Here is a 19,750-nt window from a genome sequence, read left to right as displayed (position 1 = left end):
CAACGACGTGCCCTACCGTGCCCGTTGCTTTTTGCAACGACGGGTCTGGAGGCACCATGACGACCGACGCACCGACACCCGCCCGCAGCCGGTCCGCGATCCTCGCGATCGCCTCCGGCGCCGGCTTCCTGGCGTTCCTCGACACGACGATCGTCAACACGACGTTCCCCGACATCGCCGCCTCCTTCCCGGAGGCCGGCCGCTCCGAGCTGTCGTGGATCCTCGACGCCTACTTCATCGTCATCGCCGCCCTGCTCGTGCCCGCCGGGCTCCTCGCCGACCGCGTCGGCCGCAAGCGCGCGTTCCTCGTCGGCGTCGTGCTGTTCGGCGTCACGAGCCTCCTCTGCGCGATCGCCCCGACCTGGGAGACGCTCGTCGCCGCCCGCGTCCTGCAGGGGGTCGCCGCCGCGATCATCGCCCCGGTCTCGCTCGCGCTCGTGCTGCCGGAGTTCCCGCGCGAGGAGCGGGCCACCGCCGTGGGCATCTGGGGCGCCGCGGCCGCGCTCGCCGCCGCCTGCGGCCCCCCGCTGGGCGGCCTGCTCGTCGAGGTCGCCGACTGGCGCTGGATCTTCCTCGTCAACCTCCCGGTCACCGCGCTGCTCGTCGTCCTCGGTGCCCGCGTGCTGCGCGAGTCGCGCGACGAGCACGCCAGCGGCCGCCCCGATCTCCTCGGGGCCGCGATCGCGGTCGTCGGCCTCGGGGCCCTCGCCCTCGCGCTCGTCGAGGGCCGCGAATGGGGCTGGACCGGCGCCGAGAGCGCCGCGTCGTTCGCGATCGCCACCGTCGCGCTGGCCGTCGTCGTGCGGCGCTGCCTGACCCACCCGGTCCCCGTGATCGACCCCGCGCTGATGCGCATCCGCTCGTTCCGGCTCGGCAGCATCGGGACGCTGCTCGTCGCCACCGCCTTCTTCAGCGTGATCCTCGGGAACATCCTGTTCCTCACGCAGATCTGGGGCTACAGCGTCCTCGACGCCGGACTGGGCACCGTGCCCGGCCCGCTCGCCACCGTCGTCGTCTCCGGGCCCGCCGGCCGGCTTGCCGACCGCTTCGGGCACCGCGCCGTCATCGTCCCGGGCTGCCTCGTCTACGTCGCCGCCCTGCTCGTGCTCGGCTCCGCGCCGGCCGAGCCCGACTACGTCGGCCACTGGCTGCCGGGCATGGTCCTCAACGGCATCGCGATCGGGCTCGTCTTCCCGACCTTCGGGGCCGCCGCCGTCGCCGACGTGCCCGCCGACCGCTTCGGTGCGGCGAGCGCCATCAACGGCGCCTTCCGCCAGTTCGGCGCCGTCATCGGGACCGCGCTGCTCGTCGCCGTCGTCGGGGAGCCTGCGCCCGCCGACGCGCTCGACGCCGCCCACCGCGGCTACCTCGTGGCGATCGTCGCCGTCCTCCTCGCGGCCGGCGTCGCGCTGCTGCTGCGGCGCGTCCCCGCGCCCGCGACCCCTCAGCCGCGCGGCAGCACGGCGAACGCGATGACCGCGTAGTGGCAGAGCGCCGCGAGCACCACGGCGACGTGGAAGATCTCGTGGTAGCCGAAGACCAGCGGCCGCGGGTCCGGGCGCCCGCGCGCGTAGACGATCGCGCCGGCGGTGTAGAGCACGCCGCCGACCGCGAGCCCGACCACGCTCAGCACGCCGAGCCGGTCGAGGATCTGCGGCATCGTCGCGATCGACACCCAGCCCATCGCGATGTAGATCGGGGCCTGCACCGTCTTCGGCGCGTCGACCCAGATGAGCTGCAGCGCGACCCCGCCCGCCGCGCACGCCCAGATGATCGCGAGGATGATCGTCTGCAGCGGCTCGCTGAGGACCAGTAGCGCGATCGGCGTGTACGTCGCGGCGATGAACACGAAGATCATCGCGTGGTCGGCCCGGCGCATCCAGCGCCGCTGCGCGGGCGCCCACGTGCGGCGGTGGTACAGGGCGCTGATGCCGAACAGGCCGCAGACGCCCGCCGCGTAGATCGACGCACCGACCGTGGCGCGCGTGGAGTCGGCCGCGCCGACGAGCAGGACGCCGAACACGACCGCCGCGAAGAACGACCACTGGTGGAAGACCCCGCGCAGCCGGGGCTTCGGCGGGTCCTGCGGCGCCGAGGACGGCAGCGGGGTGGGACCGGGACGCGTGCTGACCACGTCTGCAGGCTAGGCGCGCGGACGCGCGACGGGAAGGGGGGACGACCCGTCGCGGGGGTGGGGGTGGCTGCAGGGTGGCGGTACGCTGGACCGGCCGCGCCGGAGTAGCTCAGCTGGTAGAGCAATCGCCTTGTAAGCGATAGGTCGTCGGTTCGAACCCGTCCTCCGGCTCCTTGGATCCCTACGCCGTCCTCGGCCTCACCGCCGACGCGAGCGACGAGGACGTCGCCCGCGCCTACAAGGAGCTCGCGAAGCAGTGGCACCCGGACCTCCCGGGGGCCGGGGGCGCGGCGTCCCACGCCCGGATGGCGCAGATCAACGCGGCCTACGACGCGATCCGCTCGGCCGGCGAGGAGCCCGACCGTCCCGCCGCACCCGAGCCGCCGCGACGGCGCCCCGCGCCGGGCAGCTGGCTGTCGGAGCGCGTGCGCGAGGCGCTGCCGCCCGAGCTGCTCGGCGCGCTGCACCCGTTCGAGGACGTGCGCCTCGTCGCCCGGCCGTCGACCTGGCAGAGCCCGCAGGTCGTCCTCGCGGTGACCGCGGGCCGGCTGCTCTGGGCGCCGGTGCACACGTTCAGCCCGCGCGTCCACGTGCTGCGGCTCGCCGACGTGGCCGAGGTCGGCCACCGCGTCCGTCGGCCGCTGCGTCGCCGCGCGGTCGTCCGGCTCGTCACCCACGCCGGGCGCAAGCTCTCCTTCGGGGACCTCGAGCCGGACGCCGCCGCGCTGATCGAGCGCAACGTCGCCGACGGGATGGAGCCGCGCGCCGTCCGCGACGACGACGACGCGCAGCGCGCTACCGGTTGAGCCGGCGCTCGACCTCGCCCAGCACGACGCCGAACAGCAGGTGCCGCCAGGTCGCCTGCGGGAACGCCCCCGGCGTGCGCCAGAGCTTCGGCAGCTCGTCGCGGGCCGGGTGCAGCCGGTCGGCGGCCGCGACGCCCGGCCACGAGGCCACGTTCTCGACCATCGCGACGAACGGGCCGCGCGCCGCCGCGGGCAGCGGCAGGCGGTCGCGCACCGCCGCGTATCCGGCGCCGAACGCCGCCCCGTTGGCGACGTGCATCGCGAACCCGACCGGGCGCCACGCGGGCCCGCGCGTGACGAGCTTGCCCAGCAGCTCCGTGTCGTCGTAGGCGACCCCGAACACCCGCTGATCGGCGGGTTGCTGCAGGGCCCAGACGGTGGCGGCGACGGCGCCCGCGGCGGCGCCGCGGGCGATGCGGGCAGGATCGGTCGGCATACCCCGCATACTCCCCTGTAACCGGGGGCGATCACGGCGGGTAGTCCAAGCGATGGATCACTCCGCCCTCCTGGACCGCGCCCGGACGAAGGGGGTCAATCCCTTCGTGTACTGGATCGTCCGTGCGCTCTTCCAGCCGTTCTTCCACCTCTACTTCCGGCTCAGCCGGGTCGGGCGGGAGCACGTGCCGCAGGAGGGGCCGGTCATCTTCGCGGCCAACCACCGCAGCTTCCTCGACCCGTTCATCATCGCGACGCTCGCGCGCCGGCCGATCTACTTCGTCGCGAAGAAGGAGCTGTTCGAGAAGCGCCTCACCGCCTGGTTCCTCAACAGCCTCGGGGCCTTCCCCGTGGACCGCGGCAACGGCGACGGGGACGCGATGGCCACGGCCCGCGCGATCCTCGAGCGCGGCGACGGCGTCCTGATCTTCCCCGAGGGCACGCGGGTCCGCCCGGGCACGCTCGGCGCGCCGCGCCGCGGGGTCGGCCGCCTCGCGCTCGAGACCGGCGCCCCGGTCGTGCCGGTCGCGATCATCGGCACCGAGACGATCCGCCGCGGCTGGCGGATCCGGCCGCACAAGGTCCGCGTCCGCGCCGGCAGCCCGCTGCGCTTCCCGACCGTGCAGACGCCGTCGCCCGAGCTCGCCGCCGCGGTGACCGAGCGGATCTGGCCGTGCGTGTCGCTGCAGTGGGAGTGGCTCGGCGGCCTGCCGCCGATCCGTCGCGCCGCGGTCATCGGCGCCGGCTCCTGGGGCACGGCGATGGCGGTCGCGCTCCAGCGCGCGGGTGTCGCCGTCGACCTCGGCTGCCGCACCGCGGACCAGGCCGCCGCGCTGGCGGGCGCGCGCGAGAACGCCGCGTACCTGCCCGGCGTGACCCTCGACGCCGGCATCACCGTCGGTCGTGCCGCCGACCTCGACCTGACCGCGCACGACCTCGTCGTCCTCGCCGTCCCGACCCGCGCGCTGCCCGCGACCATCGCGGCCCACGGCGAGCACATCACCGCGCGCTCGGGCGTCCTCGTCCTCTCCAAGGGGCTCGTCGGCCACGACCCCGAGCACCCGGTCTCCCCGAGCGACTACGTCGCGCAGCGCTGCTCGGCCCGCGCCGTGGCGTGCCTCGCGGGTCCCGGCCACGCCGCCGACGCGCTGGCCGCCGGGGCCTCGCTCGTCGCGGCGAGCGCCGACCGCGGCTTCGCCCGGCAGCTCGCCGAGCTGCTGCAGCGCTGCGACCTCGACGTGAGCACCACCACCGACATCACCGGCGCCGAGCTCGCCGGCGCGGCGAAGAACGCCGCGGTGCTGGCCGCCTCGGCGGCCGCGTCGGCCGGGCCCAACGCGGCCGGGGCCGCCGCCGGCAAGGTCTTCGCCGAGGTCGACGCGTACGCGCGCCGCCGCGGCGCGCGGCCCGAGACGTTCGCGGGCCTCGCCGGTGCCGGCGATCTCGTCGCCACCGTGGTCGCGGCCGGCAGCCGCAACCGCCGCGCGGGCGAGCTGCTCGCCGCCGGTGTGCCCGGTCACGACATCGCGCCGCGGCTCGGCCAGGCCGTCGAGTCGCTCGACGCGCTGCCGCTGCTGGCCACCGCGATCGCCGCCGAGGGCCTCGAGGCCCCGACGCTCGCAGGGCTCGCGGCCGTCGTCGACGGTCGCGCCGACGCCGACGCCTGGGCGCGCGGCGTCACGACCCCCACGAAGACCACGAGGCGCCGCGCGGCGTAAGCCCCGTCCCGGAGCGAGACGCGTGCCCGCAGGAGATCCCCCCATGAGCGAGACCGCGTTCAGCGACATCGACTTCGAGCACCTGCTCGCCCGCGCCCTCGCGCCGGTCGAGCCGCCGCCGAACCTCTCCGAGCGGTTCGAGCAGACGCTCAGCAACCTCGCCGGCCTCGCCGGGGAGGAGCTCGAGGCGTGGGAGCTCGGCGCGATGCGCGACCCGCGCAACTGGGTGCGCCCCGTCGCGGCGACCGCGATCGGTGGTGCGGCGGGTGCCGCGCTCGTCGTGCTGCGGGTCCGCAACCGCCAGAAGGCGCGGCTCGCGAGCTCCGACAACGCGCTCGAGTTCGTGGAGCAGACCGCCCGCGCGCTCGCCGACGACGCGCGCCGCCTGCTCGACCGCCGCTGAGCGGCGTCCCGGCCCGCGGGATAGGCTGCGCCGGTGGACAAGGCGCAGCTCGACCACGAGTTCTCCGAGCTCTACCGCGCGCACCTGCGGGACGTGTACTCGTACGCGTACTACCGCGTGGGCAACCACCACGACGCCGAGGACCTCACCGAGCAGACGTTCCTGCAGGCCTACCGGCACTTCGAGCGCGCCCTGGCCGAGTCCGACGGGCGCCCGCTGCGCCCGTGGCTGATCCGCATCGCGCACAACCTCGCGGCCAACCTCTACCGGGACCGCTCGCGCAAGCCGCAGACGCCGATCGACGACACGACCGTGATCTCCGCGGTCCACACCACCGAGGACCTCGTCGAGGGCCGGGACGAGCTGGCCCGCATCCTGGAGGGGATCCAGGAGCTGCCGGACGACCGGCGGGAGGCGCTGATCATGCGCTTCGCGCTCGGCATGGACAACCGCGAGATCGCCCGGGCGATGGGTCGCACCGACGGGGCCACGAAGGTCCTGATCCACCGCGCGATCAAGCAGCTCGAGGGCATCGTGCGCCAACCCGACCCCGCCTGAGGCGCAACCCGCGATACTTGGCACCATGCCACTGATCCGGGCGACGGCCCGACGCGAAGAACTCGCAGGATGCCCCTCGTCCGACGTAGCCAATCCCCGGTGAGCGCCCCGTTCAGCGACCTCGCCGACGAGGACCTCATGCAGCTCGTCCGCCAGGGCGAGCCCGGAGCGTTCGACCTCATCTACCAGCGCCACGCCACGGCCGCCTTCTCGCTCGCGTACCGGATGACCGGCGCGCGCAACCAGGCGGAGGACGTCGTCCAGGAGGCGTTCCTGAGCCTGTGGCGCTCCAACGCGCGCTACGACCGCAGCCGCGGCAGCGTCCGCACCTGGGTGCTCGGCATCGTCCACAACCGCGCGATCGACTCGCTGCGCCGCAGCGTCGTCCACGACCGGCGCCGCGCGTCGGACGAGGGCATCGAGGAGCGGTTCGAGGCGAAGGACCGCACCGACGTCGAGGTCGCGCGCCGCAGCGAGGCCCAGGAGGTGCGCAGCGCGCTCAAGACCCTGCCGCCCGAGCAGTGCAAGGTCATCGAGCTGGCCTACTTCGGCGGCTTCACCCACAGCGAGATCGCCGCGATGCTCGAAACCCCGATCGGGACCGTGAAGGGCCGCATGCGGCTCGGCCTCGAGAAGATGCGCGGGCAGCTCGGAGGCCTGCAGGAGATCCCCTCATGAGCGAGCCGTTCGGCATCTTCGGCAGCACCTGCGAGTTCGGCGACGAGGCCGGCGCCTACGTCCTGCGGGCGCTGAGCGACGGGGAGCGTCTCCGGTTCGCCCGGCACCTCGAGTCCTGCGCGTCGTGCCGGGCCGAGGTCGAGGAGCTGCAGATCGTCGCGGACCAGCTGCCGATGGCGGCCCCGCAGCTCGTGCCCCCGACCGACATCCGCACGCGTCTGATGGCGGTCGTGGAGTCCGAGGCGCAGCTCCTGCGCGCCGCCGGCCCCGAGGCCGACCGCGTGGCGCCGCCGCGCGACACGATGCGGCTGCGCGACCGGATCTGGTGGCCGAGCTGGGGCGTCTCGCCCGGCTTCGCCGCGGCCGCGGCGTCCGTGCTCGTGCTGGCGGGCGTCGGGGGCGGCCTGCTGCTCGGCGGCGACGACGGTCCGGGCCCGATCCGCACCGTGCCCGCCCAGGTCGCCGCCGCACCCGGCGCGACCGCGAACGTCGCGCTGCAGGACGGCCGTGCCACGCTGCACGTGCGCGGCCTCCCGGCGGCTCCCACGGGCCGGGTCTACCAGGTGTGGCTCAAGCGCTCCGGCCAGGATCCGCTGCCGACGCACACCCTCTTCACGGTGCGGCCGGACGGCCGGGCGGCGGTGAAGATCGACGAGGGCGTCGACGGCGTCGACCAGCTGCTCGTCACGGCCGAGCCGAGCGGCGGCAGCATGGCGCCCACCTCGGCGCCGATCGTCGCCGCCACGCTCGCGTGACGGCGGCGTGACGCCCCCACGGCTACGCTGAGTCGCGCATGGCGACCTCGACGTCCGCGCAGACGTGCTACCGGCATCCGAGCCGCGAGACCCGGGTCTCCTGCTCGAACTGCGGGCGGCCGATCTGCCCCGACTGCATGACCTCGACGCCGGTCGGGATGCGCTGCCCGGAGTGCAGCCGCGACCGCACCCAGGTCCGCACGATCCAGAACGTGCAGGCGGCGGTGCAGCTCACCCCGGTCCTGATCGCGGTGTGCGTCATCGCCGGGCTGGCGAGCGGCTCCGTCGGCGCCGGTGGCGCCGGCAACCAGCTGTTCGAGCGCGGGGCGCTGTTCGGCCCGCTGATCGCGCTGGACCACGAGTACTGGCGGCTGATCACCGGCGGCTTCCTGCACTCGGGCCTCATCCACCTCGGCTTCAACATGTACCTGCTGTGGATGCTCGGCAACCTGCTTGAGCCCGCGCTCGGTCAGGTGCGGTTCGGGCTGCTGTACTTCACCTCGCTGCTGGCGGGGTCCGCCGGCGCGCTCCTCGTGGAGCCCAACGCGGTGACCGTCGGCGCGTCCGGCGCGGTGTTCGGGCTGATGGCCGCCGCGTTCCTGGAGCTGCGTCAGCGCGGCTTCGACCCGATGGCGTCCGGGATCGGACCGCTGATCCTGCTGAACCTCGTGATCACCTTCGTGCCCGGCTTCAACATCTCGATCGGCGGGCACATCGGCGGCCTGATCGGCGGCGCGATCGCGATCACGCTGATCCAGCAGACCTCCAGCAAGCAGCGTCGGCCGTACGGCATCGCGGGGCTGATCGTGCTGTGCGTCGTGTTCGCCGTCGTCGGCGTGGTCGCCGCCGACGCGGGCCTGCCGCCCGGCGTGCGCGGCTGAGGCCGCGAGGCGCCGCGCTCAGCGGCGCGCGAGATGGTCGTACAGCCCCTGGATGCGGTCGAGCATCAGCCGCGTCGAAAACCGGCGGCGCACGTCCTCGCGGGCGGCCGCGCCGAGCGCGTCGCGGCGCGCCGGATCGTCGACGAGGTCCCCGAGCGCGGCCGCCAGCGCCGCCGGGTCGCCCGGGGGCACGAGCACGCCGGTCTCCCCGTCGCGCAGCATCTCCGGCAGGCCGCCGTGCGCGCTGGCGACGACGCAGCAGCCGGCCGCGGCCGCCTCGAGCGCCGCGTTGGGGAACGGGTCGGGCTGCTTGGAGGGGACGACCACGACGTCCGCCGCCCCGTAGACCGTGTCGACGTCCGGCCGGAAGCCGCAGTGCACGACGCGCCCGCCCACGCCGAGCCCGGCCGCGATCTCGTGCAGCTCGCGCAGGTGGCGCTCCTCGCCGCGCCACGGCTCCCCGGCGACGAGCGCGACGACGTCCCCGCGGGCGGCGAGCGGCCCGTGCCCGAGCGCCCGGACGAGGACGTCCTGGCCCTTCCAGCCGCTGATGCGACCGAGCACGGCGACGACCACCGCGTCCTGCGGCACGCCGAGCGCCGCGCGCGCCGCGGCCCGCTCGGCGCGCTGCGGGTCGATCGCCAGGCCGTCCGGCAGCATCGAGGCCTCCGGGGCGCCCTCGAACTGCACCCAGGTCGCGCGGGACACGCACGGCAGGGCGTCGGCGGTGAGCAGCAGCCGCCGGTAGCCCGGCCACCAGCGCTCGAACCCCGTGTAGATCTCGCGCACGTGCCAGACGTGGGGGACGCCCGCGACGCGCGCCGCGGCCGCCCCGCCGAGGGTGACCGACGTGTTCGTGTGCACGAGCGCCACGTCGCGCGCGCGGGCGAGCCGGCCCAGGCCGCCCGCGTCCGCCGCCCACGCCGCGGCGACCCGTCCGACGCCGGCGGGCGACATGATCGAGCGGCGCAGGACCGCGAGCGGCCGCACGAGCACCTCGACGCCGTCGCCGCGCAGGTCCTCGGCGAGCTCGCCCTCCTCGGGCAGGACCACGAGCGCGCGCCAGCGGTCGGGGTCCAGGCCGGTCGCGATCGCGTGCAGCTGGCGGTCGGCGCCGTAGCGGCCCGCCGAGGAGTGCAGGTAGAGCGCGGTCCGCGTCACGCGGGCGCGCCGTCGAGCACCGGCAGCGCGACCCCCGGTGCCTCGCGCACGCACGTCGGGTGCAGCACGTGGGCGAGCAGCTCCAGCCCGTCGACGAGCCGCGGACCCGGGCGCGAGAAGTACGCGGCCGCGTCGACGGCGACGATCGTGTCGGCCCCGGTGGCGGCGAGCTGCTCGCGGAACGGCTGCGCCTGCTCGAGCGACTGGTAGGCGTCGTAGCCGCAGGGCATGCAGACGATCACGTCCGGCTGCGCCGCCGTGACCTGCTCCCACGTGACGACCTCGCTGTGCTCCCCGGCGAAGCCGAGCAGGTCGACGCCCCCGGCGAGCTCGATCAGCTGCGGCGTCCAGTGCCCGGCGATGTACACCGGGTCGAACCACTCGATCGCCACGACGGTGCGCCGCGGCGCGTCCTTCACCGCGATCTTCACGGCGTCGACGCGGCGTCGCTGGCGCTCGACGAGGTCCAGGGCGGCCCGCTTGCTGTCGGTCGCCTGCGCGACGGTCCGGATGTCGCCCATCGTCTCGCCGAACGTCTTGGGGTCGAGCGCGAGGACCTTCGGGCAGCTGGGCAGCTCCTTGGCGATGCCCTCGACCTCGTCGAAGCTCACCGCGCAGACGGGGCAGAGCTCCTGCGTGACGATCAGGTCGGGCTCGAGCTCGCGCAGCAGCTCCTCGTCGAGCGTGTAGATCGCCTCGCCCTCCTGGGTGCTCGCGCGGACCGCCGCGTCGATCTCCCCGGGGGAGAGCCCGGCGGGCAGGCGGTCGCGCGTGACGGTGGGCAGCTCCTGCGCCTGTGGCGGGTGGTCGCACTCGTGGGTCACGGCGACCACCTGGTCGCCGAGCCCGAGCGCGAAGAGCAGCTCGGTCGCGTGGGGCACGAGGCTGACGATCCGCATACCCTCCACACGATATGGCACTGCTGCACGACGACGAGATCGACCGGGCCCTCGCGGACCGTCCCCACTGGCGCCGGGCGGGCGCCGAGCTCGTGCTCGAGCGCACCGTGGCGGACTTCGCCGCCGCGATCGCGTACGTGAACCGCGTCGCCGAGGTCGCCGAGGCGCGCGACCACCATCCCGATCTCGAGGTCCACGGCTGGAACACCGTGCGGCTGCGGGTCTCCACCCACTCCGAGGGCGGGATCACCGCCGCCGATCTCGCGCTCGTCGCCGCGATCGACGAGCTCGGGTGAGCGTGCGCGTCGTCCTGGCCGCGGTCGCCGCGGCCGTCCTCTGCGCCCTCGCGGCGGGCCCGGCGGACGCCAAGCGCGTCCGGGTCTTCGCGGTCGGCCCGAAGATCGACCCGTCGTGGCTGCAGGACCGCGCGACGTTCCGCGCGAAGCTCCTGGGCCTGACCGACGCGCGCGAGCGGCCGGCGGCCGCGGCCGCCGGGGTCCCGATCCAGGACGGGGCCGACGACGTCGCCTCGCACCTCCTCGGTCCCGCGGACCCGGCGCGCGCGGTCGCGACGGCGCGCGACCTCGTCACGCTGCCGGAGGACCTCGGGCTGCTCGCCGCCTTCACCGGCGTGCGCGGCGTGACCGCCCGTTCGGCGACCGACATCACCACCTCGATCGTCGGGCTGCTCGCCACCTACGCGCCGCAGGCCGCCTACTACCAGTCGCGGTTCCCGGCGCTGGCGGGCCGGCCGTTCCCGCCGACCCGCCTGCTCGCGACCGCGCTCACCGACACGTTCGCGCACGTCGCGGTCGAGACGTTCGCCGAGCTCGCCGACCGCAGCGACGCCTATCTCGTCGCGGGCGTGAACATGGCCCGCGACTGGCGGATCGTCTGCGTCGACCGCGCCACGTACGTGCCGCCGCCCGGCGGCGAGCCGTGCGCGCAGGAGGACCCGGCAGCGGTCGCGCTGCTGCGCGCCCCCGAGGACCTCACGCGCACCTACGCGTACGAGGCGACGACGCCCGAGCCCGTGAACATGGCGCTCGTCTTCGACCCGGACGGCCGGCTGATCTCCCGGCAGGTGAAGGCGTACCTGACGCCGGTCGAGCTGCCCGGCTCCCTCGACCTCGCGCCCGGTCCGGTGAGCGGCCTGCGGGCCGTCGCCACGCCGGTCGGCCGCCTCGGCGTCGCGACGTCGAAGGACGCGTGGATGCCCGACGTCACCGCGAAGCTCGACCAGGACCGCGTCGAGGTCCTCGTCCAGCCTGAGTTCTTCGTCGGCGACACGGTGCGGCGCGACGGTCCCTGGGCGCCCGACACGATCCGTGCCTCCGGCTACAGCGACGTGCTGCGCCACCCGTCGATCGAGACGCTCGTGCTGCCCGAGCTCACCGGCAACCTGTTCGACTTCTCCGCCGACAACCAGCAGGCGATCATGCGCAAGCCCCGGTCGCGGACCGAGCCCGGCGGTGCGCTGCTCGGCCAGGACCGGATGCCCGGACTCGTCGCCGTGTCGCCGTGGGTCGTGCCGGACCCGGCGCGTCCCGGCGAGCCGCTCGTGGAGCGGCGCGCGCGCCTCGGACAGGCGGGCGAGGCGCTGCTGCCCGGCAGCGGCGTGCGCTGCGCCTCCCGGACCGTCCCGGCCCCGTGCGAGAACGGGCACGTCGAGGGCGTCCTGTTCGCGGACGTCCAGGTCGGTGACCCGCCGCGGCTGCGTCCCGTGCCGCGCCGCCCGCGCGCCCGCGGGCGCGTCTTCACCGCGGACCGTCCGCTGGCGCGTGCCGCCACGGCGCAGCGCAACGTCGCGCTGGCCGCCCGCGGCCGTACCGCCTGGGCGGTCTTCGAGGAGCAGGGCGGCGGACGCGACCAGATCGCGCTGGTGCGCTCCACCACCGAGGGGGCGAGCTGGTCGGCGCGCGTGCGGCCGACCGGTCGGCCGGCCGGGGCGGTGCGCGAGTGGTGGCCCGCCGTCGCCACCGGTCCGGACGGCACGGTCTGGGTGGCCTGGCAGGACGACAGCAGCGGCACCTGGCGGGTCTACGTCAGCCGCTCGGACGACGGCGGACGGCGCTTCGGGCCCCCCGTCGCGGTCGGGGCCGACGCGCCCGCGGGGGCGGCGCAGTGGCGTCCGGCGATCGCGGCGACCGGCCCCGGACGGGCGGTCGTCGCCTGGATCGACGAGCGTGGCCGCTTCGCGACCGAGGACCGCGCGCAGGCGCAGCTGTGGACCGCGCGGCTCCAGGGCGGCGCGGTGCTCGACGCCCGCCGGCTCGACGACGCGCCCGCACCGGTCCCGCTCGCCGCGTCGCTGGACCACGCCTGGGCCCCGACGGTCGCGGCCGCGGGCGACCGCGTGACGGTCGCCTGGCTGGACTTCCGCACCTACGACTGGCGCACCGTGGCGCGCGAGTCCGCCGACGGCGGCGCGACGTTCGGGCCGCTGCGCCCGGTCTCCCGGACGGCGGCCGAGGTGGAGGCGCTCGACGACACGCCCCGGGCCGCGTACCCCGCGGGCGGCGGCCCCGTCGTGATCGCCCACACCCGCTGGGAGAAGGAGCTGCGCGGCGCGACGGTCGCCTCGCGCCAGCACGACGTCGTCGCCGCGGCCGGCGACCGTCTCCCGGTGCAGGTCGACGGGCGCGGGCGCACCCCCGCGAGCGCGTTCGCGCCCGCGATCGCGGCCGTCCCGGGCGGGGACGTGCTCGTCGCCTTCCAGGACCACGCCGACGGGCCGGGTGACGTGCGGATCACGCGGCTCACGCCCGGACGGACCGCGCGGCGGCCCGTGCGCGTCGACGACACCGGCCGCGCCGGGACGAACCAGTGGCGCCCCGCGGTCGCGGTCACCCGCCGCCGGGTGATCGTCGCCTGGGAGGACGAGCGGGACGGCCCGTCGCAGATCTACCTGACCCGGGCGGCCCCGTCGCGCGTGCGCTGAGGCCACCCGGGCTTTGCGGTACCGTTGCCGCGTCGCTCCATGAACGACGATCGCCCTCGAAGTCCGGGCCGACCCCCCGGACCGCCTGATCCGCAGGCCCGCGCCAGCGCCCGATGACCGCGCTGCTGCTCGTCGCGGTCCTCCTGCTCGTCCTCGTGAACGGGTTCTTCGTCGCGGCCGAGTTCGCGCTCGTCCGCGTGCGGCCGAACCGGCTCGAGGAGATGGCGCAGGACGGCCGCCGCGGCGCCGCGCTGGCGCTCAAGGTCCACGAGGACCTCAACGAGTACCTGTCGGCCTGCCAGTTCGGGATCACGCTCGCGTCGCTGGGCATCGGGTTCCTCGGCGAGCCCGCGATCGCCGAGCTCGTCGAGCCGCTGTTCGGCGACGCGCTCTCCCACGGCGTCGCGGTCGGCCTGTCGATCGCGATCGCGTACATCATCGTCACCTCCGCGCACATCACCGTCGGCGAGCAGGTGCCCAAGATCTACGCGATCGTCCGTCCGGAGGACATCGCGGTGCGGATCGCGCGGCCGCTGCGCTGGTTCAACATCGGCATGCGCCCGTTCATCGCGGCGCTGAACTCGGCCTCCAACGGGATGCTGCGCGCGGTGAAGATCAACCCGGACGCCGAGCTCGAGGACGGTCCGAGCCCGGAGGAGCTGCGGGTCCTGATCGACAAGTGGGGCGACGTCGGCCGCCTGGACCCGGGGGAGGCGGTGATGCTCTCGGGCGTCTTCCACCTCCACGAGCAGGAGGCCCGTCAGGTCATGACGCCGATCCCCGCGGTCGTCACCGTGGACACGAGCGAGGACGTCGAGACCGCGCTGCGGCGCTGCATCAGCTCCGGCCACACGCGGCTGCTCGTGACCGAGGACGACAACCAGGACCGGGTCAAGGGCATCGTGCACTCCAACTCGCTGGCCCGCCAGCTGATGGCGGAGGGGCCGCAGGCGTCGATCGAGGGGCTCGTCAAGGACGCGCCGATCGTGCCGGAGACCAAGCCCCTGGACGACCTGCTGGCCGACCTGCAGCGCAGCCGCTCGTCGCTGGCGGTCGTCGTCGACGAGTACGGCCGCGTCGCCGGCATCGTCAGCGTCGAGGACATCGTCGAGGAGGTCGTCGGGGAGATCGACGACGAGACCGACCCGGCGGGCGGCGAGATCCGCCAGCTCGCCAACGGCGACTGGTTCGTGCGTGGGCACGTCGCGGTCACCGACCTCACCGACCACGGGCTCGAGCTCCCGGTCGACACCGACGCCTACAACTCGGTCGGCGGGTTCGTGTTCGCGGAGCTGGGACGGCTGCCCAAGCGCGGCGACACGATCACCGCCAACGGCTTCTCGATCCGGGTCGAGTCGGTGCGCGAGAACCGCATCGAGGCGGTCCGGATCCGTCAGCGGCGTGCACCGGCGGCCCCGGGCCGCGACGACGACTGACGCCGCCCGCGGTGCGCGCCGACCGGCCGCCGCTGCTGCTCCTGCACGGGTTCGCCGACGCCCCGTGCACCTGGGACCTGCTCGCGCCGCGCCTGGCCGCGCACCACACCCTGCTCGCGCCCGCCCTCGCCGGGCACCTCGGCGGGCCGCCGCTGCCGGATCCGCCGTCCGCCGACGCGCTCGTGGACGCCGTCGAGGCGCAGCTCGACGCGGCCGGGCACGGGACGGTCGACGTCGTCGGGTCCTCGCTCGGGGGCTACCTGGCCCTGCGCCTGGCGCAGCGCGGGCGGGCGCGCAGCGTCGTCGCGCTGGCGCCGGCCGGCGGGTGGGGCGCAGGGGAGGGGCCGGGCCCCGCGGCGACCCTCGACCGTCAGGCGCGCCTGCTGGCGCTGGCGCGCGCGGGCGCGGCGCACGCCGACGTGATCGCCGCCACGCCCGAGGGGCGGCGCCGCGCGACGGCCCTGGTCTGCGAGCGCGGGGAGGACCTGCCGGCGCGGCTCGTCGCGGCGCTCGTGCGGGCCCCGGCGGGGTGCACGGGCGGTCCGGCGCTGATCGCCGCCGCGCGCGAGCACGGCTGGCCGCTTCAGGCCGCCGCGGTGCGGTGCCCCGTGCGGGTGGTGTGGGGACGGGAGGACCGGCTGCTGCCGTGGCCGTCGGCGGCACGGCGCTGGCAGCGCGAGCTCGTCGGGGCCGACTGGGTCGAGCTCGACGGGGTCGGTCACTGCCCGCAGCTCGATGTCCCGGTGGAGACCGCGGCGCTCGTGCTCGAGTGGACCCAGCCCGACCTGACGAGCGTCAGTACGCCAGGTTGACGCCGTGTCCGGTCGCCGCCGCAAGTTTCGCGGCCCCGGTCTCGTTGCTGCTGGTGCACCGTGTCCGTGGGACGACGCGAGGCACCCTGCAGGACACTCCCCGCCTCCCGTGGGACGGTGGTCGGGGAGATGAGAGCAGCGGTGGGCCGGGGTGGGTCCACCAAGCATCAGCAGAACGCAGACGGCCCGCCGAAAGGCGGGCCGTCAGTGCTTCTGGGAGGAGGTGCACATCTGCGAGGGATTCGTTCGCAGGAGCAGTATCGGCCCGCATCCTTACCGCGGGCTAAAACCTCCGTGACGGCCGCTCAGGACGGGCGCAGCTCCTTCGCGGCCTGCCGCTCCGGGCTGATCCGCACGACGTCGCGTGCCAGGCCGACCTTCTCCATCCCGGCGATCACCCAGCCGGTGATGTCGATCTCGCGCCGGCCCATGCCGTGCACCGCGGCGCGCGGGAACGCGTGGTGGTTGTGGTGCCACGCCTCGCCCAGCGACGGGACGGCGAGCCACGCGACGTTCGTGGAGTGGTCGTCGATGTCGAAGCGGCGCTTGCCGTGGAAGTGGCAGATCGAGTTGATCGACCACGTGATGTGGTGCAGCAGGAAGATCCGCACGAAGCCGCCCCACAGCAGGCCGCGCAGGAACCCCTCGAGCGTGAACCCGTGGAGCGCGAAGCCCAGGACGGCGGGGATCAGGAGGCTCGCCAGCGCGATGAGCTCGAAGTTCTTGGAGATGCGGCGCATGCCCCGGTCCTCGACGAGGTCCTTCGCGTACTTGGAGCGCTGGGCGGAGCCCTGGTCGGTCATGATCCAGCCGACGTGCGCGTGGATCAGGCCCTTGAGGCCGGACCCGTGCCCGACGTGCGGGGAGTGCGGGTCGCCCTCGGCGTCGGTGAACGCGTGGTGCTTGCGGTGGTCGGCGACCCAGCTCGTCACCGGGCCCTGGATGCTCATCGACCCGGCGATCGCCAGCGAGTACTCGACCCACTTCGGGGCGGTGAACCCGCGGTGCGTGAGCAGGCGGTGGAAGCCGATCGTCACGCCGAAGCCGGTGATGACGTACATGAACGCGAAGATCGCGAGGTCGATCCCGTCGACCCAGGCGTTCCAGCCGGCGTAGATCGCCACGAGGAACGCGACGAAGGGCAGCACGACGGCCATCAGGTTGGCGATCTGCTGCGAGCGCGGCATCTCGTAGTCGCGGTCGTGGTCGGGCCGGCGGGCGGCCCGGGCGGCGGCGCCCTGGGCGGGGGTCGGGTCCGCGGAGGTGGTCGGGGTCGACATGGTTCCACCGTAAGTCACAGAGCGCGACGGGCGCTTGTGGGTATTGGTCGCCGCAGGCGCGCGGAACTTGTAGATTTCTGTCAATGCAGGTCGAGTCCAACCCGCGGGCCGCCGCCGTCCTGCGGCCGGTGCTCCCCGCGATCTCCGCGGAGATCATGGCGGCGCTGCGCGAGGAGGTCCCCGAGTACGACCGGCCGCTGCGCGGGCCCTTCGGCGACGCGGTGCGCCTCGGCGTCGCGCAGGCGCTCGAGCGGTTCGCCGACATCGTCGAGGACCCGGCGCGCTCGCAGCGCATCGGGCGCGAGATCTACGTCGGCCTCGGCCGCGGCGAGCGGGCCGCCGGCCGCTCGCTCGACGCCCTGCTCTCCGCCTACCGCACCGGCGCGCGCATCGCCTGGCGCCGGGCGGTCGAGGCGGGCGTCGCGGGCGGGCTCGACCCGCAGGACCTCTACGCGCTCGGCGAGGCGATCTTCGCCTACATCGACGAGCTCAGCGCCGAGAGCGCCGACGGCTACGCGCAGGAGCAGTCGCGCGAGGCGGGCGAGCGGTCGCGGCGCACCCGCGCCTGCGTCCGCGCGCTCCTGGCCCGCCCGCAGTCCGAGGCGGAGGTCGCCGCGACCGCCGCGGAGCTCGACTGGACGCCGCCCGCGCGCCTGGCGGTCGTCGTCGGTCCCGCGGACGCCGCGGGTGCGCTCGTCGCCCGGCTCCAGCCCGAGGACCTGCTCGCCGTGCTCGACGACGAGGTCGTCGCGGTCGTCGCCGACCCGGGCGCCCCCGGCCTGGAGGAGCGGCTCGCGGCCGCGGTCCGTCCCGGGGACGTCCTCGGGCTCGGCTCCGCGCTCCCGCCGGCCGAGGCGGCCACGAGCGCCGGCCGCGCCCGTGCCGCACGACGGCTCGGGGAGACCGGCCGCACCGACAGCCCCGTCGTCGTCGCGGATGCGCACCTGCCCGCGCTGCTGCTGCGCCGCGACCCGGCGCTCGCCGCCGACCTCGCCGCCCACGCACTCGCCCCGCTGCAGGAGGAGACCCCGGCCAGCGCGCAGCGGCTGACGGCGACGCTGCGGGCCTGGCTGGACCACCAGGGGCGGATCGAGACGGTGGCGCGGGCGCTGGACGTCCACCCGCAGACCGTCCGCTACCGCCTCGCGCGGCTGCGGGAGCTGCTCGGGGACGCGCTCGACGACCCGGACGGCCGCTTCGCGCTCCAGCTGGCGCTGCGCGCCACCGCCTGACCGGCCCGCTCAGGCCCGCGGCAGCCGGTCCATCCGCCGGATCCAGGCGGCGAGCGCGGGAAATCCGTCGCGCAGCGCGAGTCGCTCGATCAGCACGCGGTGGAACGGCTCATCGTCGGCGGGGTCGTGCAGCAGCGCGTAGCGCAGGAACGGGAACGCGACGACGTCGGCGATCCCGACCCGGTCGCCGAGCAGGTGGTCGTGGTCCCGCAGGAGGTCCTCGAACCACGACAGCGTGCCGCGCAGCTCCGCGGTGAGGGCCGTCACCCGCTCCGCGTCGGGTGCGGCGCGGGCGAGCTCCGCCTCCAGCGCGTTGGGGGCGAGCTTCCAGACGCGGTTGAACCACGCCACGAAGATCTCGGCCCGGGCGCGCTCCGCGGGATCGGCGGGCCACAGCGGGGGCTCCGGGGCGAGCAGCTCGATCTGCCGCAGGATCTCGGGCGAGTCGGTCACGACGGTCCCGTCGGGCAGCTCCGCGACCGGGACGAGCTCCTGCCCGGAGAGCGCCCGCAGCGCGGCGCGGTCGGCGGCGTCGTGGTCGACCCAGGTGACCGCGAGCCCCTTGATCCCCGCGGCGAGCGCGATGCGCTCGACGTTCGTGCTGAACGGGATGCGGTGCACGCGCAGGTCCATGCCGGCAGGGTCCCACGCGCACCGGCCGGGTGACCGCGACGGAGCCGCGGCCCGTGCGGCCCGCGGCTCCGTGACGTGCGGTGGTGTAGTGCGCGGGCTAGCGCGCGTAGTCGTAGAAGCCCTTGCCGGACTTCTTGCCGAGGTGCCCCTCGGCGGCGAGCGCGCGGACGTTCGCCGGGATGTCGGCGCCGATCGTCTCGCCGATCGCGATCGACACGTCGAGGCCGACGAAATCCAGGAGGGCGAGCGGGCCCATCGGGTGCCCGGCCCCGAGCTTCATGCAGGTGTCCACGTCCTTGGGCTCCATGCCCGACTCCTCGAGGAACGCGGCGGCGCTGAAGAGGTACGGGAACAGCAGGCGGTTCACGACGAAGCCGGGCGTGTCCGGCACGTCGACCGGCGTCTTGCCGAGCGCCTCGCACAGCGCGAACGCGCGGCCGCGGGTCTCGGACGTCGCCGCGTCGGCGTACGCGAGCTCGACGAGCTTCATCATCGTGACCGGGTTGAACACGTGCAGCCCGACGAAGCGGTCGGCGACGCCCGCGGCCTGCGCGAGCGTGGCGACCGACAGCGACGAGGTGGTGGACCCGAGCACCGCGTCGGGCGCGATGATCCCGGCCAGCTTGGCGAGGAGCTCCTTCTTGGCGTCGAGCTCCTCCGCGATGGCCTCGACCACGAAGGTGCGGTCGGCCAGCAGCGAGCTGTCGGTGGTGACCGTGACGCGCGAGGCGTCCGCGCCCTCGACGCGGCCGCACAGCTTCTCGATGGTCGCGCGGGCCCGATCGGCCGACGCGTCGCTGCGCGCGACCAGCACGACGTCGCCGAGCACCGAGGCGGTGGCGGCCAGGCCGGTTGCGATGGCGCCGCTGCCGGCGATTCCCAGACGTTCACTCACGAGATTCAGATCCCTTGATCGACGAGTCAGTCAACTGCGGTGCGGAACTGTACGGGACCGCCCGCCGGACCGGCGCGCCGCCCGACCGGGCGC

At 75.1% G+C, this 19,750-nt stretch carries 20 protein-coding genes and 1 tRNA gene; 14 read left to right on the top strand and 7 right to left on the bottom strand.

Annotation, left to right across the window (positions count from 1 at the left end; all coding sequences use genetic code 11):
• Positions 1-56: 56 nt before the first annotated feature.
• Complete coding sequence (locus tag C7Y72_RS16165) at positions 57-1,484, top strand: DHA2 family efflux MFS transporter permease subunit (protein ID WP_107570211.1); 1,428 nt, start codon at positions 57-59, stop codon at positions 1,482-1,484.
• Here C7Y72_RS16165 and trhA read toward each other — a convergent pair.
• On the bottom strand, positions 1,445-2,134 hold the full coding sequence (gene trhA, locus C7Y72_RS16160) for a PAQR family membrane homeostasis protein TrhA (protein WP_107570210.1): 690 nt from the start codon (positions 2,132-2,134) through the stop codon (positions 1,445-1,447). The genes C7Y72_RS16165 and trhA overlap by 40 nt on opposite strands.
• Before the next feature lie 98 nt (positions 2,135-2,232).
• Here trhA and C7Y72_RS16155 point away from each other — a divergent pair.
• Positions 2,233-2,305 (top strand) — tRNA-Thr (locus C7Y72_RS16155).
• A 2-nt stretch (positions 2,306-2,307) separates the two neighbouring features.
• Positions 2,308-2,940, top strand: coding sequence for a J domain-containing protein (locus tag C7Y72_RS16150; RefSeq protein ID WP_107570209.1), 633 nt, complete (start codon positions 2,308-2,310; stop codon positions 2,938-2,940).
• On the opposite strand, the gene C7Y72_RS16145 is transcribed toward C7Y72_RS16150, so the two are convergent.
• Positions 2,930-3,376 (bottom strand): hypothetical protein, encoded by a 447-nt coding sequence (locus tag C7Y72_RS16145; RefSeq protein ID WP_107570208.1) that lies wholly within the window; start codon positions 3,374-3,376, stop codon positions 2,930-2,932. The two genes, C7Y72_RS16150 and C7Y72_RS16145, sit on opposite strands and share 11 nt — an antisense overlap.
• A gap of 52 nt (positions 3,377-3,428) precedes the next feature.
• Between C7Y72_RS16145 and C7Y72_RS16140 the strand changes: the two genes are divergently transcribed.
• The 6 genes from C7Y72_RS16140 to C7Y72_RS16115 all read left to right on the top strand — a co-directional run bounded on the left by C7Y72_RS16140 (position 3,429) and on the right by C7Y72_RS16115 (position 8,368).
• Complete coding sequence (locus tag C7Y72_RS16140) at positions 3,429-5,093, top strand: 1-acyl-sn-glycerol-3-phosphate acyltransferase (protein WP_158276891.1); 1,665 nt, start codon at positions 3,429-3,431, stop codon at positions 5,091-5,093.
• Positions 5,094-5,136: 43 nt separating this feature from the next.
• Positions 5,137-5,496 carry a hypothetical protein gene (locus C7Y72_RS16135; RefSeq protein WP_107570206.1) on the top strand — a complete coding sequence of 120 codons (360 nt, stop codon included), beginning with the start codon at positions 5,137-5,139 and terminating at the stop codon, positions 5,494-5,496.
• Between the two features lie 33 nt (positions 5,497-5,529).
• Positions 5,530-6,054, top strand: coding sequence for an RNA polymerase sigma factor (locus C7Y72_RS16130; RefSeq protein ID WP_107570205.1), 525 nt, complete (start codon positions 5,530-5,532; stop codon positions 6,052-6,054).
• 99 nt (positions 6,055-6,153) lie between these two features.
• Positions 6,154-6,732, top strand: coding sequence for an RNA polymerase sigma factor (locus C7Y72_RS16125; RefSeq protein WP_233243901.1), 579 nt, complete (start codon positions 6,154-6,156; stop codon positions 6,730-6,732).
• A complete protein-coding gene (locus C7Y72_RS16120; protein WP_107570203.1) occupies positions 6,729-7,487 on the top strand; it encodes an anti-sigma factor in 759 nt (252 codons plus the stop codon). The genes C7Y72_RS16125 and C7Y72_RS16120 overlap by 4 nt, the downstream gene beginning before the upstream one ends.
• A gap of 38 nt (positions 7,488-7,525) precedes the next feature.
• A complete protein-coding gene (locus C7Y72_RS16115) occupies positions 7,526-8,368 on the top strand; it encodes a rhomboid family intramembrane serine protease (RefSeq protein WP_107570202.1) in 843 nt (280 codons plus the stop codon).
• An 18-nt stretch (positions 8,369-8,386) separates the two neighbouring features.
• Here C7Y72_RS16115 and C7Y72_RS16110 read toward each other — a convergent pair whose 3' ends face one another.
• A complete protein-coding gene (locus C7Y72_RS16110) occupies positions 8,387-9,529 on the bottom strand; it encodes a glycosyltransferase (protein ID WP_107570201.1) in 1,143 nt (380 codons plus the stop codon).
• On the bottom strand, positions 9,526-10,428 hold the full coding sequence (locus C7Y72_RS16105) for a cobalamin-binding protein (RefSeq protein WP_107570200.1): 903 nt from the start codon (positions 10,426-10,428) through the stop codon (positions 9,526-9,528). The genes C7Y72_RS16110 and C7Y72_RS16105 overlap by 4 nt, the downstream gene beginning before the upstream one ends.
• 14 nt (positions 10,429-10,442) lie before the next feature.
• Here C7Y72_RS16105 and C7Y72_RS16100 point away from each other — a divergent pair, with 14 nt between their 5' ends.
• From C7Y72_RS16100 to C7Y72_RS16085, 4 genes are all read left to right on the top strand, one after another.
• Complete coding sequence (locus C7Y72_RS16100; protein ID WP_107570199.1) at positions 10,443-10,724, top strand: 4a-hydroxytetrahydrobiopterin dehydratase; 282 nt, start codon at positions 10,443-10,445, stop codon at positions 10,722-10,724.
• Positions 10,721-13,369 (top strand): nitrilase-related carbon-nitrogen hydrolase, encoded by a 2,649-nt coding sequence (locus tag C7Y72_RS16095; protein ID WP_107570198.1) that lies wholly within the window; start codon positions 10,721-10,723, stop codon positions 13,367-13,369. The genes C7Y72_RS16100 and C7Y72_RS16095 overlap by 4 nt, the downstream gene beginning before the upstream one ends.
• Before the next feature lie 113 nt (positions 13,370-13,482).
• Entirely contained in the window at positions 13,483-14,805 is a 1,323-nt protein-coding gene (locus tag C7Y72_RS16090) for a hemolysin family protein (protein ID WP_107570197.1), read from the top strand.
• An 11-nt stretch (positions 14,806-14,816) separates the two neighbouring features.
• Complete coding sequence (locus tag C7Y72_RS16085) at positions 14,817-15,617, top strand: alpha/beta fold hydrolase (RefSeq protein ID WP_233243900.1); 801 nt, start codon at positions 14,817-14,819, stop codon at positions 15,615-15,617.
• A 305-nt stretch (positions 15,618-15,922) separates the two neighbouring features.
• Here the strand turns inward: C7Y72_RS16085 and C7Y72_RS16080 are convergent, their stop codons facing one another.
• The gene (locus C7Y72_RS16080) at positions 15,923-16,897 is read right to left on the bottom strand and encodes an acyl-CoA desaturase (protein WP_233243899.1); all 975 of its coding nucleotides are present in this window, start codon (positions 16,895-16,897) and stop codon (positions 15,923-15,925) included.
• 83 nt (positions 16,898-16,980) lie between these two features.
• Between C7Y72_RS16080 and C7Y72_RS16075 the strand changes: the two genes are divergently transcribed.
• Positions 16,981-18,129, top strand: a complete 1,149-nt coding sequence (locus tag C7Y72_RS16075; RefSeq protein WP_107570196.1) for a helix-turn-helix domain-containing protein — start codon at positions 16,981-16,983, stop codon at positions 18,127-18,129.
• A gap of 9 nt (positions 18,130-18,138) precedes the next feature.
• Here C7Y72_RS16075 and C7Y72_RS16070 read toward each other — a convergent pair whose 3' ends face one another.
• Positions 18,139-18,762 (bottom strand): glutathione S-transferase family protein, encoded by a 624-nt coding sequence (locus tag C7Y72_RS16070; RefSeq protein WP_107570195.1) that lies wholly within the window; start codon positions 18,760-18,762, stop codon positions 18,139-18,141.
• A gap of 97 nt (positions 18,763-18,859) precedes the next feature.
• Positions 18,860-19,657 (bottom strand): 3-hydroxyacyl-CoA dehydrogenase family protein, encoded by a 798-nt coding sequence (locus tag C7Y72_RS16065; protein ID WP_107570194.1) that lies wholly within the window; start codon positions 19,655-19,657, stop codon positions 18,860-18,862.
• Between the last annotated feature and the right edge of the window lie 93 nt (positions 19,658-19,750).

It is taken from the genome of Paraconexibacter algicola (assembly GCF_003044185.1).
Classification (GTDB): domain Bacteria; phylum Actinomycetota; class Thermoleophilia; order Solirubrobacterales; family Solirubrobacteraceae; genus Paraconexibacter; species Paraconexibacter algicola.
Note: the sequence above shows the minus strand (reverse complement) of the source record. Positions and strands in the feature narration are given on the sequence as shown.